We start from the raw sequence: 16,547 nt of genomic DNA on the forward strand, positions 1-16,547 counted from the left end.
CTCAGATGATGCCGAACAGGATCCCGGACCCAAGGACCACGAGCGAGGTGAGGACCGCCCACTTCACCGTGAACCGGGTGTGGTCGCCGAACTCGACCTTGGCCATGCCGACGAGGACGTACACGGCGGGCACCAGCGGGCTCGACATGTGCAGGGCCTGCCCCGCGATGGAGGCGCGGGCGATCTCGATGGTGGAGACGCCGTGCGCGTTGCCCGCCTCGGCGAGGACCGGCAGGACGCCGAAGTAGAAGCCGTCGTTCGACATGAAGTACGTGAGGGGGATCGAGAGCAGACCGGTGACCAGGCCCATCTGGCCGCCCATGCCGTCGGGGATGGCGTTCACGAGCCAGTCGGCCATGTGGTCGACCATGCCGGTGCCGGTGAGCACGCCGGTGAAGACGGCGGCGGCGAAGACCATGCCGGTGACGTTGAGGACGTTCTCGGCGTGCGCGGCGACGCGGGCCTTCTGGTCGGGCATGTGCGGGAAGTTGACGGTGAGGGCCAGGGCCGCGCCGAGCAGGAACAGGACCGGGATCGGCAGCCACTCCATGATCATGGCGGTGAGCAGGAGGGCGGTCAGGCCCGCGTTGAACCAGTAGAGCTTGGGCCGCAGGGTGGGGCGGTTCGGGTCGAGGCCCTGGAAGCCGTCGTCGTCGGGGCCATCCGCGGAGGTGCCGTCGGCGGAGGTGCCGTCCGCGGAGGAGCCGCCTGCCGTGGAGCCCGAAGGGGAGCCTGCCGTGGGGCCCGTCGTAGAGCCCTCGGAGGAGTCCACAGAGGAGCCCGCCAGGGAGCCGCCCGTGGCGGAGCCGCCGTCCTTCACGAAGCTGACCCGCTCGGCCCCGCCCCCGCCCACCAGCACCGGCTCGCCCGCGACCGCCCCGCTCTCCAGGACCTCGTCGAGCGAGAGCACCCCGAGGCGCTTGCGCTCGCGCAGGCCGAGGGCGTACGCGAGGACGAAGACGGCGACGAGGCCGACCGCGAGCGCGGGGATCATCGGCACGAAGATGTCGCTGGCGTCGACCTTGAGGGCGGTGGCCGCGCGGGCCGTGGGGCCGCCCCAAGGCAGCGTGTTCATCACGCCGTTGGCGGTGGCCGCGACGCCCGTCATGACGACGAGGCTCATCTTCAGGCGCTTGTACAGCGGGTACATCGCCGACACGGTGATCATGAACGTGGTGGAGCCGTCGCCGTCGAGCGAGACGATCGCGGCGAGCACGGCGGTGCCGACGACGATCCGCATCGGGTCCGCCTTGCAGAACCGCAGGATGCCCCGGACGATCGGGTCGAAGAGGCCGACGTCGATCATGACGCCGAAGTACACGATGGCGAACATGAGCATCGCGGCCGTGGGCGCGAGGTTGCCCACGCCGTCGAGGACGTAGTCGCCGAGGTGGGCGGCCTTGCCCACGAAGACGCAGAACAGCGCGGGGATGAGCACCAGTGCCGCGATGGGCGACATCTTCTTCATCATGATCAGCACCAGGAAGGTGGCGATCATGACGAATCCGAGGATTGTCAGCATGGGAGCTACCTATCGTTCACCATCGAACTGCCACCAGGTCTGGCGGTTCGGATGACCGTAGGACCCGCTTTCCCGCGTTAACAAGATGTTGACGTGTGAGCAATAAGCGCAAAACTCCAGGTCAACGCGGTGTGGCGGGGGAGCGGGCCGTTCCGCTCCGGCCGCCCGGGCCCGGGGTGGAGGAGCCGGAGGGGGCCTCTGGCGGCAGAAAACTATCGGCGCTAGTTTGACTCCATGAAGCCCCACACCGGCATGTACATCGCGGGGCAGTGGCGCCCCGCCGCCACCCAGGACACCACCCCGGTGGTGAACCCGGCCGACGAGCAGGTCATCGCCCACGTCCCCGCGGGCACCGCCGAGGACGTCGCGGCCGCAGTCCGGGCCGCGCGCGAGGCGCTCCCCGGCTGGCGGGCGACCCCGCCCGCGGAGCGCGCCGCGCGGCTCGCCGCGATCCGCGACGGCCTCGTCGCCCGCAAGGCCGAGATCGCCGGGACGGTCGCCGCCGAACTGGGCGCCCCGCTGCCGTTCGCGGAGGCCGTCCACGCCGGGGTGCCGGTCCTCGTGGCGGGCTCGTACGCGGAACTCGCGGCCAGCCACCCCTTCGAGGAGAAGGTGGGCAACTCCACCGTCCACTTCGAACCCGTGGGCGTCGTCGGCGCGATCACCCCCTGGAACTACCCGCTCCACCAGATCGTCGCCAAGGTCGCCCCGGCCCTCGCGGCGGGCTGCACCGTGGTGCTCAAGCCCGCCGAGGACACCCCGCTCACGGCCCGCCTGTTCGCCGAGGTCGTGCACGAGGCGGGCCTGCCCTCAGGGGTGTTCAACCTGGTCACAGGGCTCGGCCCGGTCGCGGGCCAGGCGCTCGTCGAGCACGACGGCGTGGACCTCGTCTCGTTCACCGGCTCCACGGCGGTCGGCAGGAGGGTCGGCGCGATCGCGGGCGCGGCCGTCAAGCGCGTCGCCCTCGAACTCGGCGGCAAGTCCGCCAACGTCATCCTGCCGAGCGCCGACCTCGCCAGGGCCGTGAACGTGGGCGTCGCCAACGTCATGGCCAACTCCGGCCAGACGTGCAGCGCCTGGACCCGCATGCTCGTCCACACCTCGCAGTACGACGAGGCCGTCCGGCTCGCCGCGCTGGCGGCCGGGAAGTACGCCGAGCGCATCGGCCCGGTCGTCAGCGAGAAGCAGCGCGACCGCGTGCGCGGCTACATCGAGCGCGGCGTGGCGGAAGGCGCGCGCCTGGTGGCGGGCGGCCCCGACGCCCCGCGCGAGCGCGGCTACTACGTGCGCCCCACGGTCTTCGCCGACGTCACCCCCGACATGACCATCGCCCAGGAGGAGATCTTCGGCCCGGTGCTCTCCCTCATCCGCTACGAGGCCGAGGACGAGGCCGAGGCGATCGCCAACGGCACGGTGTACGGCCTCGCGGGCGCGGTGTGGGCGGCGGACGACGCGGAGGCGGTGGCCTTCGCCCGCCGCCTCGACACCGGCCAGGTCGACATCAACGGCGGCGGCTTCAACCCGCTCGCGCCCTTCGGCGGCTACAAGCAGTCGGGCGTCGGCCGCGAACTGGGGCGGCACGGCCTGGCGGAGTACCTCCAGACCAAGTCGCTCCAGTTCTAGGGCCTGTCCGCCTCTCCGTAAAGCCCTTCCCGTAAGGCCCTTCCCGTGAAAGCCCTTCCCGCCCCTTGGAGGATTCACCGTCGTGGTCCGCGCCGCCGTACTGCCCGCCATCGGTTCCCCGCTGGAGATCACCGACATCGAGCTGCCCGACCCCGGGCCCGGTCAGGTGCGGGTGCGCCTGGCCGCCGCCGGGGTCTGCCACTCCGACCTGTCCCTGACGAACGGCACGATGCGCGTGCCGGTCCCCGCGGTGCTCGGCCACGAGGGCGCGGGCACGGTGGTGGCCGTGGGCGAGGGCGTCACCCAGGTCGCGCCCGGCGCCCGCGTGGTCCTCAACTGGGCCCCGTCCTGCGGCGACTGCCACGCCTGCGGCCTCGGCGAGGTCTGGCTGTGCGGCAACGCGCTCACCGGCGCGGGCGCCGTGTACGCCCGCCGCGCCGACGGCACCGACCTGCACCCCGGCCTGAACGTGGCCGCGTTCGCGCAGGAGACGGTGGTGGCCGCCGGGTGCGTCCTGCCCGCGCCCGAGGGTGTGCCGCTCACCGACGCCGCCCTGCTCGGCTGCGCCGTCCTCACCGGCTACGGCGCGGTGCACCACGCGGCGCGCGTCCGCGCGGGCGAGACGGTCGCCGTCCTCGGCGTGGGCGGGGTGGGCCTGGCCGCGCTCCAGGCGGCCAGGATCGCCGGGGCGGCCCGGGTGCTCGCGGTCGACGTGTCCGCCGAGAAGGAGGCCCTGGCCCGCGCGGCCGGGGCCACGGACTATCTGGTCGCCTCTGACAGGACGGCCCGCGACCTGCGCGAACTCACCGGCGGCCACGGCGTCGACGTGGCCGTGGAGTGCGTGGGCCGCGCGGTCACGATCCGCGCCGCCTGGGAGTCCACCCGCCGCGGCGGCCGCACCACGGTCGTCGGCATCGGCGGCAAGGACCAGCAGGTCACCTTCAACGCCCTGGAGCTCTTCCACTGGGGCCGCACCCTCTCCGGCTGCGTCTACGGCAACACGGACCCGGCACAGGACGTCCCCGTCCTCGCCGACCACGTCCGCGCGGGCCGCCTCGACCTGGGTCTGATGGTCACGGACCGGATCGGCCTTGAGGACATCCCGACGGCCTTCGCGGCCATGGAGGCGGGCAGGGGCGGCCGGGCGCTCGTGGTGTTCTGAGGCCACTGCCGGGGGTGCGCCGGAGCCGTGGGGCCCGGTCACCCCGCGCGCAGCGCGACGCGTTCGTACTGCAGCGCCAGCCCGTCGAGCAGCGCCGTGAGCCCCGCGTCGAAGGCCCGCTCGTCGACCAGTTCCTGGTGCTCCGCGAGGAGATGGGCCTGGCCGAGGTGGGGGTAGTCGGCCGGGTCGTACGCCGCCTCGTCGTCGACGAAGCCGCCCGCGAAGGAGCCGAGCGCGGAGCCCATGATGAAGTACCGCATCAGCGCGCCGATCGACGTGGCCTGCGCCGGGGGCCACCCCGCGTCGACCATGGCGCCGAACATCGCGTCCGCGAGGCGCAGCCCTGCGGGGCGGCGGCCGGGGCCGCGGGCGAGGACGGGGACGATGTTCGGGTGCCGGGTGAGCGCGGCCCGGTAGGAGACGGCCCAGTCGTGCAGCGCGGCGCGCCAGTCGCGGCCGTCCTCGAACATCGACAGGTCGACCTGCGCGCTGACCGAGTCCGCCACCGCCTCCAGGATCTGGTCCTTGGTGGCGAAGTGGTTGTAGAGGGACGGGCCGCTGACGCCCAGTTCGGCCGCGAGGCGGCGGGTGGAGACCGCGGCGAGGCCCTCGGCGTCCACGAGGGAGCGCGCCGCGTCGACGATGCGGTCGCGGCTGAGGAGGGGCTTGCGCGGTCGGGCCATGCGGCACATAGTAGGGCTGCGAAGGAAAACTAGCAGTGCTAATTAAAACTCCGTCGGGCGGGGAGGCTTCGATGAACCTGGAGCTCAGCGAGGAGCAGGACGCCGTCAGGCGGCTCGCCAAGGACTTCGTCGAGCGCGAGATCGCCCCGCACGCGGCCGCCTGGGACCGGGCCGAGGGCGTGGACAAGGCCATCGTGCGCAAGCTCGGCGACGTCGGCTTCCTAGGCCTCACCATCGACGAGGAGTACGGCGGCAGCGGCGGCGACCACCTCGCGTACTGCCTGGTGACCGAGGAGCTGGGCCGGGGCGACTCCTCCGTGCGCGGCATCGTCTCGGTCTCCCTCGGGCTCGTCGCCAAGTCCGTCGCCGCCTGGGGCGACGAGGAGCAGAAGCGGCGCTGGCTGCCCGGCCTCACCTCCGGCACGGCCGTGGGCTGCTTCGGACTCACCGAGCCGGGGACGGGCTCGGACGCGGGGAACCTCGCCACCAGGGCCGTCCGCGACAGCGACGGCTCGTACGTCATCGACGGCACCAAGATGTTCATCACGAACGGCACCTGGGCCGACGTGGTCCTGCTGTTCGCGCGGACGAACGACGCCCCGGGCCACAAGGGCGTCTCCGCCTTCCTCGTGCCCACCGACGCCCCCGGCCTGACCCGCCGCGCCGTGCACGGCAAGCTCGGCCTGCGCGGCCAGGCCACCGCCGAACTGGTCCTCCAGGGCGTCAAGGTGCCCGCGAGCGCGCTGCTCGGGCCCGAGGGAAAGGGGTTCTCGGTGGCCATGGCGGCCCTCGCCAAGGGGCGGATGTCGGTGGCGGCGGGCTGCGTGGGCATCGCCCAGGCCGCCCTCGACGCGGCGGTGGCGTACGCGACCGAGCGCGAGCAGTTCGGCCGGAGCATCGCCCACCACCAGCTCGTCCAGGAGCTGCTCAGCGACATCGCCGTGGACGTGGACGCGGCCCGGCTGCTCACCTGGCGGGTCGCCGACCTCATCGACCGGGGCCTGCCGTTCGCCACCGAGTCGTCCAAGGCCAAGCTGTTCGCGTCGGAGGCCGCCGTGCGCGCCGCGAACCAGGCGCTCCAGGTCTTCGGCGGCTACGGCTACATCGACGAGTACCCGGTCGGCAAGCTCGTGCGCGACGCGCGCGTGATGACGCTCTACGAGGGCACGAGCCAGATCCAGAAGCTGGTGATCGGGCGCGCGCTGACCGGGGTGTCCGCCTTCTGACCGGCCACCGCGCCCTTCCGGACGCACCCGGCGCACTTGCCTAAGCGCTTGCTCACCCTCAGGGTAGGGTGACGGTCCGGAACGGTGGAAGGAGCGCGCATGGGCGCGGCGCAGGAGACCCTCGGCGAGGAGCAGCCGTGGGCCGAGGTCAGTCCCGACGCGGCGAGGCGGCTGCTGATCGCCGCGGTCGAGGCCTTCGCCGAGCGCGGCTACCACGCCACGACCACCCGGGACATCGCGGGCCGCGCCGGGATGAGCCCGGCCGCGCTCTACATCCACTACAAGACCAAGGAAGAGCTCCTCCACCGCATCAGCAGGCTCGGTCACGACAAGGCCCTGGCCATCCTGCGCACCGCGGCCGACGGTGAGGGCAGCGCCGCCGAGCGCCTTGCCGACGCCGTGCGCTCCTTCGTCCGCTGGCACGCCGGGCACCACATGACCGCGCGCGTCGTGCAGTACGAACTCGACGCGCTCGGGCCCGAGCACCGCACCGAGATCGTGGCGCTGCGCCGCGAGTCCGACGCCGCCGTGCGCGAGATCATCAACGACGGCGTGCGCGCGGGCGAGTTCGACGTCCCCGATGTCCCCGGCACCACCCTCGCCGTGCTCTCCCTGTGCATCGACGTGGCCCGCTGGTTCAACGCCGCGGGGCAGCGGACGCCGGACGAGGTCGGCGCGCTCTACGCCGACCTCGTGCTGCGGATGGTGGGAGCGGCTCAGAAGTAGCGGCTCAGGGATGCGGATCCGACATAGCGGCTCAAGGGCGGCGGCTCAGAAGAAGTAGCGCGACACCGACTCCGCCACGCAGGCGGGCTTGTCGCCGTCCTCGCGCTCCACCGTGACCGCCGCCGTCACCTGTACGCCGCCGTCCTTCGTCGGCTCCACCCCGGTCAGCACGGCGGTCGCGCGCAGCCGCGAGCCGACGGGCACGGGGGAGGGGAAGCGCACCTTGTTCGTGCCGTAGTTGAGGCCCATCTTCATGCCCTCCACGCGCAGCACCTGCGGGACGAGCGCGGGCAGCAGCGCGAGCGTCAGATACCCGTGCGCGATCGTCGCGCCGAACGGGCCCGACGCCGCCCGCTCGGGATCCACGTGGATCCACTGGTGATCGCCGGTGGCCTCCGCGAACAGGTCGATCCGCTTCTGGTCGACCTCCAGCCAGTCGCTGTGCCCCAGTTGCTCGCCGACCGCGGCGCGCAGCTCCTCGGCTGACGTGAAGATCCTCGGCTCTGCCATGTGCGACCTCCCAGGGGATGGATGAGACTAAGCGCTTGCTCAGCATGCTGGGTGTGCCGACCGGTGTCAACGCACCGACCAGTAGGCTTCGAGGGGTGCCCCAGATCCCAGAGAAGATCCACGAACTCACCGTCGGCCAGGTGTCCGCACGCAGCGGCGCCGCCGTCTCCGCGCTGCACTTCTACGAGGCCAAAGGGCTCATCAGCAGCCGCCGCACCTCGGGCAACCAGCGCCGCTACAGCCGCGACACACTGCGCCGCGTCGCCTTCATCCGGGCCGCACAGCGGGTGGGCATCCCGCTCGCGACGATCCGCGACGCCCTCGCGGAGCTGCCCGAGGAGCGGACGCCGACGCGGGCGGACTGGGCCCGCCTCTCGCAGACCTGGCGGTCCGAACTCGACGAGCGCATCAAGCAGCTGGGCCGCCTGAGGGACCACCTCACGGACTGCATCGGCTGCGGCTGTCTGTCCCTGGAGACCTGCGTCCTGTCCAACCCCGACGACGTCTTCGGCGACCGCCTCGTCGGCTCCCGCCTCCTCAACGAGCGCCGCGCCGCGCACTGACCCCGCCCGGGCCGCTCCCCGGGGCTGCCGAGGCCGCCGGTTCCCGGCGCGTCCGGTGCCTTTCCGCGCGCGGCCGGGGGGTGTACATGTACGTCACGCGCTCCGGCGGCGACCGCTGCGGCCGCCGCGGGGCAGGACGTCGTCACCACACACACGGGGAGAGCCGATGAGCGTCGCCGTCTGCTCGCTGAAATGGGAAGCCGCCCGCTCGGGACGGCAGCGGATCACGTACGACAGCGACGGGTACCACCTGGTGCGCTTTCCGTACGACGCGGACGAGGAGGCGTACGACGCCTGGCGCATGCACGACCCGCTGCACGGCGCCACCAAGCCGTCGAAGTTCCCCGACGCGCGCTCGGGCCTGATCTGGCCCAGCCACGACGGGTGGGGCACGCTGTCGGCGATGGTCTTCTGGGAGCCCGACAGCAGGCCGACGGAGTACCGCGCGCGCTTCGTGCGCGACCCGCTGGACCTGTCGACGGGCTACGACTCCACCGCCACCACCGACTTCGTGCCCACCCGCGGCGGTCAGTACCGCACCTACACCTGGCAGATGTTCGTGCACCCGGGGACACCGGTGGGCCTGAAGATATCCGCGCGCGGTCCGGGCGACGTGAAGATCACCGCGCCGCTCGTCCTGGCCGAGTTCAAGCTGGCCATCCAGACGGACGTCGTCAGGCCCTAGGTTCGGCTGTCCCTCAGGCGGACACCAGCGACCGCGACCGCGACCGCCGCACCGCCTCGGGGGTGAGGACCGGCGCGGGCACCACGATGCCGCAGCCGGTGCAGACGGGGCCTGCCGACGGGACGTGCGCCAGGCCGTAGCGCCATTCGAGGGCCGCGTCGCCGCACACGGGGCAGGCGGCGCCCGGCTCTCGTTCCAGTGCGGTGATGAGCTTGCGCAGCACGTCCGCGAGCGGCGCGGAGGGGTGCACGTCCGGGTCGTCGCACCAGGCGACCCCGTGCCCGCCCCACGTGCAGCGGTGCCAGTCGTCGACACTGCCGGGCCGCCGCAGGCCGTCGTGCTTCTCCCTGCGGCGGCGGCGCGCGAAGCTCTCCTCATAGGCGAGCCACACGGCGCGGGCCGCCTGGAGTTCGTCGAGCGCGGCGACGAGCCGCGCGGGGTCCGGCGACCGGTCCTCGGGACCGAAACCCGCGCGGGAGCACAGGTGGTCCCAGGTCGCCCGGTGGCCGTAGGGGGCGAATCTCTCCAGACACTTGCGCAGTGAGTACCGCCGCAGCGCCAAGTCGCTGTGCGGGTCACGCACCTGTCTCGCGAGACTCCGGAATCCGGCCATCGCCCTGCACCTCCGTCACACTTCTCGGACGTCGCCAGTGACCCGGCGGACATCGAGTAGACGTATCGACACGCGATTTGGTGCCATCCGATTTCCGATGGCTACTCATCAGCGCGTTCCCCGCAGGTCAGCGTCAATGCGTGAGGAATGTGGAGGTGCCGTGGGGGACGACGCGCACAGGTCACGCACAGCTTTCGCACAGGTCCGGAGCGAGCCCCGCGCACACCGCGGACCGCGCGTGCGGCCGCGCGGGAACGGCGGCTTGTGGTGGTTGTGAAAAGGCGACGGTTGTTCATCTTTCAGGTTCGACAACCCAGCAGTAACCTCCGCCGCGACGGCCCTCCGGAGGAGCATCCATGCGACCACGCAGCGCACGGCTCAGAACCCTCACCACCACGGCGGCCCTGGCCCTCGGCGCCTCCCTGCTGCTCGCGCCCGGCCCCGGCGCGGCCGCCGCCGAGCCGCCGCCCGCCGCCCCCGACTTCTGCGAGAACCGGTGCGCGGACATCCTGCCGCCCGGCGCCAACGGCAACGCCACGCTCGCGGAGATCCTCAGCCACCGCGTCCTCGGCACGCGGCCCGCCCACGCCGACGACCAGCTCGGCCCGTACGACGCGCTGGCCACCGGCTACCCGTCGCTGACCGACGACAAGCTCGGCGAGTTCTTCGACGACGCCTCCTTCGGCGTCGAGCCGGACCAGGTCGCCTCCGTCACCAGGCCGCGCGACGACGTGACCATCACGCGCGACAAGAAGTACGGCGTCCCGCACATCCAGGGCAGCACCCGCTACGGCACCGAGTTCGGCGCGGGCTACGCCGCGGGCCAGGACCGCCTCTGGCTCATCGACCTCTTCCGGCACATCGGCCGCGGCCAGCTGACCCCGTTCGCCGGCGGCGCGCCCGCCAACCAGGGCCTGGAGCAGCAGTTCTGGCCGCAGGCCCCGTACACCGAGCAGGACCTGGAGCGGCAGGTCGAGTACATCAGGAACACCCAGGGCGAGCGCGGCCGACAGGCCATGGCGGACGCGCAGGCCTACATCGACGGCCTCAACGCCTACCGCGAGCAGTCCAAGAACGGCCGCTACTTCCCCGGCGAGTACGTCCTGACCGGCAAGATCGACGCGATCACGAACGTCGGCGAGATCGAGCCCTTCAAGGTCACCGACATGATCGCCCTGGCGTCCGTGGTCGGCGGCCTGTTCGGCAACGGCGGCGGGGGAGAGGTCGAGTCCGCGCTCTCGCTGCTCGCCGCGCAGAACAAGTACGGCGTCGAGAAGGGCAGCCGGATCTGGGAGGACTTCCGCGCCCGCAACGACCCGGAGACCGTACAGACCGTCCACGACGGCACCCGCTTCCCGTACGCGGGCAAGCCGGACGAGCCGCGCGGCACCGCCCTGCCCGACCCGGGCTCGGTCCAGCGCGAACAGCTCGTGTTCGACCGCGAGGGCGGCGCGCGGACCCCCGCCAAGGACCCCGTCGCGGCCCCGAAGAAGCTCAAGCCGCTCCAGGGGATGTACGACGACGGCGTGCTGCCCGCCGACCTGTTCGGCAGGGCCGGGCAGCGCAAGGGCATGTCGAACGCCCTGCTGGTCTCCGGCAAGCACACCGCGAGCGGCCACCCCGTCGCCGTCTTCGGCCCGCAGACCGGCTACTTCGCCCCGCAGCTCCTCATGCAGCAGGAGCTCCAGGGCCCCGGCATCAGCGCGCGCGGCGTGTCCTTCGCGGGCGTCGGCATGTACGTGCAGCTCGGCCGGGGGCAGGACTACGCGTGGTCGGCGACCTCCGCGACGCAGGACATCACCGACACCTACGCCGTCGAGCTGTGCGAACCGGACGGGTCGAGCCCCACCAAGCAGTCGGCGCACTACCGCTACCGGGGCACCTGCACGCCCATGGAGAAGCTGGAGCGCAAGAACGCCTGGAAGCCGACCGTCGCCGACTCCACGGCCGCGGGCTCCTACCGCATGCAGGTGTTCCGCACCCGACTCGGCGTCGTCACGCACCGCGCCACGATCGGCGGCAAGCCCGTCGCCTACGTCTCCCTGCGCTCCACCTACCGCCACGAGGCCGACTCGATCATCGGCTTCCAGATGCTGAACGACCCCGGCCACGTCAAGGACGCCGCGTCCTTCAAGGAGGCGGCCCAGCACATCTCCTACGCCTTCAACTGGTTCTACGCCGACTCCCGCGACACCGCGTACTACAACAGCGGCGCCAACCCCGAGCGCGCCGACGGCGTCGACCCGGCCTTCCCCGTCCACGCACAGGAGGCCTACGAGTGGCGGGACTTCGACCCCCGGGACAACACCTCCGCGCAGACGCCGCCCGCCGCGCACCCGCAGTCCGTCAACCAGGACTACTACATCTCCTGGAACAACAAACAGGCCACCGACTACACCTCCGGCGGCTTCGGCATGGGCGCCGTGCACCGCGGCGACCTGCTCGACGACCGGGTCAAGGCGCTCGTCAGGGACGGCGGCGTCACCCGGGCCTCGCTCACCCGGGCCATGGCCGACGCGGCCGTCACCGATCTGCGCGGCGAACAGGTCCTGCCGGAGCTGCTGGAGGTCATCGGTACGAAGGCCGTCGACGACCCCGACCTGGCCAAGGCCGTGCGGCAGCTGGAGGCCTGGCGCACGGCGGGCGCCCAGCGCAAGGAGACCGCGCGCGGCTCGCACGCCTACGCGCACCCCGACGCCGTGCGGGTCATGGACGCCTGGTGGCCAAGGCTCGTCGAGGCCGCCTTCGCACCGGGGCTCAGCAAGGACCTCTACGACGCGCTGACCGCGCAGCTCGGCGTCGACGAGGCGCCGTCGGCGGGCCACGGGCCGACCGGCGCGCACGCGGGATCCGCCTTCCAGTACGGCTGGTGGGGCTATGTCGACAAGGACCTGCGGACCGTCCTCGGGCGGCCCGCCGAGGGCTGGAGCCGCACCGCCCACTGCGGCGGCGGCACGCTCGACGCCTGCCGCGAGACGCTCCTCACCACCCTGAAGCAGGCCCTAGCCGTACCGGCGTCAGCGGTCTACCCCGGTGACGCCTCCTGCAAGCCGGGCGACCAGTGGTGCGCGGACGCGGTGATCCACCGCCCCCTCGGCGGCATCACACACCGCCCCATCCAGTGGCAGAACCGCCCGACGTACCAGCAGGTGGTGGAGTTCCCCCGACACCGCTAGCCGGGCCCCGAAGGGGCGCGGCTAGCGGTGCCGGGCCCCGAAGGGGCGCGGGGAACTGCGCGCCCAGCCACAACGGACGCGCGGTTCCCCACCCACGGAACCCCAACGGCGCTCAACTCGATTCAATCCGCCCAGCCACACAGACAACCCGAGCCAGTTCCTCATGGCAGATGTCACTATGAGCCCCGCTGGGAGGACCACCCCGCCTAACCACCGCGGCGGCGTCCACGCTCACGCACCCCCGCCGGGGCAACGCGGCGCCGAGCCGCACCCGCTGGGCGCCGTCCGTGGCTTGGATTCCGTCGAACCCGACGGCGCCCCACCGTTCCCACAGGCCAAGGAAGCTCGCGGAGTCCCCGGCGAGCTTGGAGGCGAGCGGATAGATCCGGCCGAGGGCGTCGTCGTGCGATGAGTAGCAGGCGACCAGCGGCCCGTCGACCCGCTGCTGCACCCCGCGCAGGGCGCCGCCGCGCGAGCGGTCGTGCGGCAGCCGCTCGCTGAACGCGTAGTGCGAGAAGGCCCCCTGCAGCAGCGTCGCCGACTTCACACAGCCCGCCCCCGCGGGCATGCCGCGCAGCCCGTACGACACCAGGCGGGCGCCGAAGCTGTGCCCGATCAGATGCACCCGCAGGCGGGGCACCCGGGCGGAGAGCAGCCCGAGCGCGGGCCCGAGGCCCACCTGGCCGACGGCTCCCGCGCGGCGCTTCATCGCGTAGTAGGAGCCCTGGCGCAGCAGCTCGCGGGCGCCGTGCCAGAGTCGCTTGCGCAGCCCGCCGAGGAGTTCGGGGCAGCCCGCGCTCTCCAGGGCCGCGGTCAGGACCTCGCAGACCTCGACGGCGTCGTCGGTGAGCATGGCGGGCTCGCCCGCGCCCGTGTCGTCGGCGAACTCGTGCGCGGGGCTCGTCTCGTGCACCGCCACCAGGTCGCGCACGTGCCGCGCGAACTCGTCGAGCCGGGAGCGAACCTCGGAGCGCTCGTCCAGCAACCGGGCCAGGCGGTCGAGCCGCGCCGCCTGCGCGGGGCCCGGGAACACCCGGGCGAGCTGCCGCCGCGTCGACTCGTCGAGCGCGGGCGGCACGGCAGCGGCCCCGGGGCCGCCGGGAACACCGGGCGCCCCAGTGGCCACGGACGGCTCGAAGTCCGGGATGGGCTCGTCGGGGAAGCGCATCGAGGGCCACAGCACACCGACGTAGCCGAGGCGTACCTCCGGGCCCGTGAGGGAGGCGAAGGGGGTGAAGAAGCGCTGGTACAACGCGCGGGCACGCCGCTGGTCGTTGTTCCAGCCGTGCGCGAACACCAGAAGGTCGGTGACGCGCTCGTCGGCCGCGCCGGACAGGAGCCGGTCGCGCTGCGCGGCGTCGACGTCCCCGTCGGCGTCGAAGGTCAACTCCCAGTAGGGCTCCACGCCCACCATCGTCCCGCCGCACCGGGTCGCTGGCCAGATCTGCGGCATGACATACCGGATGTTTCCCGTGATCACGGGACAAGAGGCAGGGGAAACAGGGCGTGGAAACGAGCCAGAGAGGCCGGTGCCGTCCCCCGGACACACCGGCCCCCGCCTATGAGGGCTGCCGGTGGGCCGCCGTGACGTCGTGCAGATGTATGAGCACGTCGTGGGACGACGCCAGCGCGATCTTGTAGGGACCGTCGGGCCAGCCCGAGCCGATGCTGTAGGTCGTCCGGGCCTTTCGGAGCCAGGACCGGGCGGCTTCGGGGGCCGTGCGCAGATCCACGTAGTAGTCGTCGTGGCGGACCTGGTCGAGCGTGTGCTCGTTCATCTCCGGTGTGGCCGGGCCCACCGAGAAGGACTTCCAGGCCGTCTCGCCGTCGGGCTGCGCCATGAACGCGCCCCGGTCGAAGGTGAAGCCCACGCTCACGTACTTCTCGCCGAGGCGGTCCCGCAGGAAGGCGCCCTGCATCTTCGGATAGCGCGGGTCGTACGAGGCGTACGCGACGTGGGCGTTGTGCGCCGAGAGCAGGACCTTCGTGTGCGTGTACCGCTGCCACCAGGCGGTGTTCTCCGCCATGATGCGGTCGCGGTACAGCATGGCGGCGCGGTCGCCCGCCGGGGTGTTCAGCGCGAAGGCGTAGATCGTCGCGGTCTGCTGGACGGACCGGGCGTGGTGCAGGGCCAGGGCGAACCGCTTGCCGCCGTGCTCCGGCTGACGTGCCTTGAGGAGCCGGTAGGCCGTCCGTGCCCTCTGCGCGAGGCGCTCGCGCTCGGCCTGGGGCCTGCCCATGTGCGCGTCGCCGTCCGTCAGGCGCCGCAGCGGCGCGTACAGCTCGGTGATGCGGGGGAGCAGGTCTGGCTCGTGGCGCCGTACATAGTCCGTCACGCCGTCGTACAGCTCTTCGCCCGTCCGCGGGTAGTTGAGGTCGTTGCCCATGAAGCGGAGCTGCCGCCGTGGGTGCTCGGCGTTGTACGCGCGCATCCAGGAGAGCAGTTCCACATACTCCTCGGTGTCCCAGGGGGTCTTCGCCAGCTCGCGGTGGACGAGCGCGCGCACGTCGCCCGCGCCGCCGCGCACATAGGCGTCGAAGCGCAGCCCGGTCGTCCAGCTGACCTCCTGGGCGAAGGTGGTGAAGCCCTTGTCCTCGACCAGGTGGCGGAAGACCCGGTCCTTCATGGTGAAGAACTCGTGCGAGCCGTGTGTGGCCTCGCCCAGGCCCACCACCGTGGCGCCGCCCACCATCGCGTCCAGCGGCCGCAGGTCCTTGTCCGGGCCGCCCGGGGCGGTCGAGCGCAGCGGGTGCGCCACGCGCTCCAGGGCCCGCACCGGGTCGCCCTCGCGCGCCGCCGCCCCGGCGCCCTGCGGGGCGACCAGGGCCCCCGCGCCGACCGCGGCCGCCACCACCAGCAGCGGGGCCGTGCGCCGTGCCGTCCGTGCCATGCCGAACCACTCCTCAACTCGCCTGTCGTACGCCCGTCCTGAGCCACTGATCACGATCCCGGGTCCGGCGGCCCGTCACCAGCCGGGAAGCCCCCAGAGCGGGAGGGGGGCCCGCGCACCCTGAGACGTACCGGAAAACCGGTAGGGGCCCGCCCTGACGCTCACCCCGACGTGCCCGCCCCGAGGCCCACCCCGGCGCCCGCCTCCACGGCCGCGCGTGGCCAGGACCTCCCCTTCCGCCGAACATACCGACCGGTTAGTCTGCTGCCGCAGCGCGTCAGTGAGGCAGTGTGTTCGAGGCCGAAGGGGAGACCGTGGAGAGCTTGCGGGGCAAGGGAGTCGTCGTCACCGGAGCCGGGGGCGGGATCGGGGCCGCGCTGGCCCGCCGCTTCGCCGCGGCCGGGGCCCGCGTGGTCGTCAACGACTTGGACGCCGCCAAGGCCGCCGCCGTCGCCGAGGAGATCGGCGGGTCCGCGGTGCCGGGCGACGCCTCCGAGGCCGTGCCCGGCGCGCTCGCGGCCCTCGACGGCGCCGTCGACGTGTACTGCGCCAACGCGGGCCTGGCGTCCGGCGGTTCCGAGGCCGCCGACGAGCAGGTCTGGGCGAGCGCCTGGGACGTGAACGTCATGGCGCACGTACGGGCCGCGCACGCGCTGCTGCCCGGCTGGCTGGAGCGCGGCGCGGGCCGGTTCGTGTCCACGGTGTCCGCGGCCGGGCTCCTCACCATGGTGGGCGCGGCCCCGTACAGCGTCACCAAGCACGGCGCGTACGCCTTCGCGGAGTGGCTCTCCCTCACCTACCGCCACCGGGGCCTCAAGGTGCACGCGATCTGTCCGCAGGGCGTGCGCACCGACATGCTCACCGCCGCTGGGTCCGCGGGCGAACTGGTGCTCGTGCCCACCGCCATCGAGCCGGAGGACGTCGCCGACGCCCTGTTCGCCGGGATGGCCGAGGACCGCTTCCTGATCCTGCCGCACCCCGAGGTCGCGGAGTACTACCGGGCGCGGGCGTCCGCCCCCGACAAGTGGCTCACCAGCATGAACCACATCCAGCAGAAGTGGGAGGCGACGCGGCTCCCGTAGCCGGTCAGTGGGAAGATCCTCCGGCGGGAACCGCGTTGTCACCGGAGACCGTGTGAACGACCGAACGCACCGAGGCGCACGCATC

General features: G+C 72.6%; 14 protein-coding genes. 8 read left to right on the plus strand and 6 right to left on the minus strand.

Going from position 1 to position 16,547, the window contains the following annotated elements; genetic code table 11:
* Position 1: 1 nt before the first annotated feature.
* Positions 2–1,522 carry a CitMHS family transporter gene (locus ACIG3E_RS34910; protein ID WP_399623945.1) on the minus strand — a complete coding sequence of 507 codons (1,521 nt, stop codon included), beginning with the start codon at positions 1,520–1,522 and terminating at the stop codon, positions 2–4.
* A gap of 234 nt (positions 1,523–1,756) precedes the next feature.
* Between ACIG3E_RS34910 and ACIG3E_RS34915 the strand changes: the two genes are divergently transcribed.
* Positions 1,757–3,145: an aldehyde dehydrogenase family protein gene (locus ACIG3E_RS34915; protein WP_399623947.1), complete on the plus strand. Its 1,389-nt coding sequence runs from the start codon at positions 1,757–1,759 to the stop codon at positions 3,143–3,145.
* Between the two features lie 82 nt (positions 3,146–3,227).
* Positions 3,228–4,307 (plus strand): zinc-binding dehydrogenase, encoded by a 1,080-nt coding sequence (locus ACIG3E_RS34920; protein WP_399623950.1) that lies wholly within the window; start codon positions 3,228–3,230, stop codon positions 4,305–4,307.
* 38 nt (positions 4,308–4,345) lie between these two features.
* On the opposite strand, the gene ACIG3E_RS34925 is transcribed toward ACIG3E_RS34920, so the two are convergent.
* Positions 4,346–4,990, minus strand: coding sequence for a TetR/AcrR family transcriptional regulator (locus tag ACIG3E_RS34925; protein WP_399623951.1), 645 nt, complete (start codon positions 4,988–4,990; stop codon positions 4,346–4,348).
* 71 nt (positions 4,991–5,061) lie between these two features.
* On the opposite strand from ACIG3E_RS34925, the gene ACIG3E_RS34930 reads away from it, so the two are divergent.
* Entirely contained in the window at positions 5,062–6,216 is a 1,155-nt protein-coding gene (locus tag ACIG3E_RS34930) for an acyl-CoA dehydrogenase family protein (RefSeq protein ID WP_399623953.1), read from the plus strand.
* Between the two features lie 99 nt (positions 6,217–6,315).
* Positions 6,316–6,942: a TetR/AcrR family transcriptional regulator gene (locus ACIG3E_RS34935; RefSeq protein ID WP_399623955.1), complete on the plus strand. Its 627-nt coding sequence runs from the start codon at positions 6,316–6,318 to the stop codon at positions 6,940–6,942.
* A gap of 45 nt (positions 6,943–6,987) precedes the next feature.
* On the opposite strand, the gene ACIG3E_RS34940 is transcribed toward ACIG3E_RS34935, so the two are convergent.
* Positions 6,988–7,452 carry a MaoC family dehydratase gene (locus ACIG3E_RS34940; protein ID WP_399623958.1) on the minus strand — a complete coding sequence of 155 codons (465 nt, stop codon included), beginning with the start codon at positions 7,450–7,452 and terminating at the stop codon, positions 6,988–6,990.
* Positions 7,453–7,547: 95 nt separating this feature from the next.
* Between ACIG3E_RS34940 and soxR the strand changes: the two genes are divergently transcribed.
* Positions 7,548–8,015, plus strand: coding sequence for a redox-sensitive transcriptional activator SoxR (gene soxR, locus ACIG3E_RS34945; RefSeq protein WP_399623961.1), 468 nt, complete (start codon positions 7,548–7,550; stop codon positions 8,013–8,015).
* A 166-nt stretch (positions 8,016–8,181) separates the two neighbouring features.
* Positions 8,182–8,700 (plus strand): hypothetical protein, encoded by a 519-nt coding sequence (locus ACIG3E_RS34950; protein ID WP_399623964.1) that lies wholly within the window; start codon positions 8,182–8,184, stop codon positions 8,698–8,700.
* Positions 8,701–8,713: 13 nt separating this feature from the next.
* On the opposite strand, the gene ACIG3E_RS34955 is transcribed toward ACIG3E_RS34950, so the two are convergent.
* Positions 8,714–9,313: a hypothetical protein gene (locus tag ACIG3E_RS34955; protein ID WP_399623966.1), complete on the minus strand. Its 600-nt coding sequence runs from the start codon at positions 9,311–9,313 to the stop codon at positions 8,714–8,716.
* A 356-nt stretch (positions 9,314–9,669) separates the two neighbouring features.
* Here ACIG3E_RS34955 and ACIG3E_RS34960 point away from each other — a divergent pair, with 356 nt between their 5' ends.
* The gene (locus tag ACIG3E_RS34960; protein ID WP_399623968.1) at positions 9,670–12,489 is read left to right on the plus strand and encodes a penicillin acylase family protein; all 2,820 of its coding nucleotides are present in this window, start codon (positions 9,670–9,672) and stop codon (positions 12,487–12,489) included.
* Between the two features lie 112 nt (positions 12,490–12,601).
* Here the strand turns inward: ACIG3E_RS34960 and ACIG3E_RS34965 are convergent, their stop codons facing one another.
* Both ACIG3E_RS34965 and ACIG3E_RS34970 read right to left on the minus strand, forming a co-directional pair.
* Positions 12,602–13,903: a serine-threonine protein kinase gene (locus tag ACIG3E_RS34965; RefSeq protein ID WP_399624025.1), complete on the minus strand. Its 1,302-nt coding sequence runs from the start codon at positions 13,901–13,903 to the stop codon at positions 12,602–12,604.
* Positions 13,904–14,048: 145 nt separating this feature from the next.
* On the minus strand, positions 14,049–15,380 hold the full coding sequence (locus ACIG3E_RS34970) for an erythromycin esterase family protein (RefSeq protein WP_399623969.1): 1,332 nt from the start codon (positions 15,378–15,380) through the stop codon (positions 14,049–14,051).
* Between the two features lie 323 nt (positions 15,381–15,703).
* Between ACIG3E_RS34970 and ACIG3E_RS34975 the strand changes: the two genes are divergently transcribed.
* Positions 15,704–16,462 (plus strand): SDR family oxidoreductase, encoded by a 759-nt coding sequence (locus ACIG3E_RS34975; protein ID WP_399624028.1) that lies wholly within the window; start codon positions 15,704–15,706, stop codon positions 16,460–16,462.
* Positions 16,463–16,547 lie beyond the last annotated feature (85 nt).

The sequence above is a fragment of the Streptomyces sp. NPDC053474 genome (assembly GCF_044544845.1).
GTDB lineage: Bacteria > Actinomycetota > Actinomycetes > Streptomycetales > Streptomycetaceae > Streptomyces.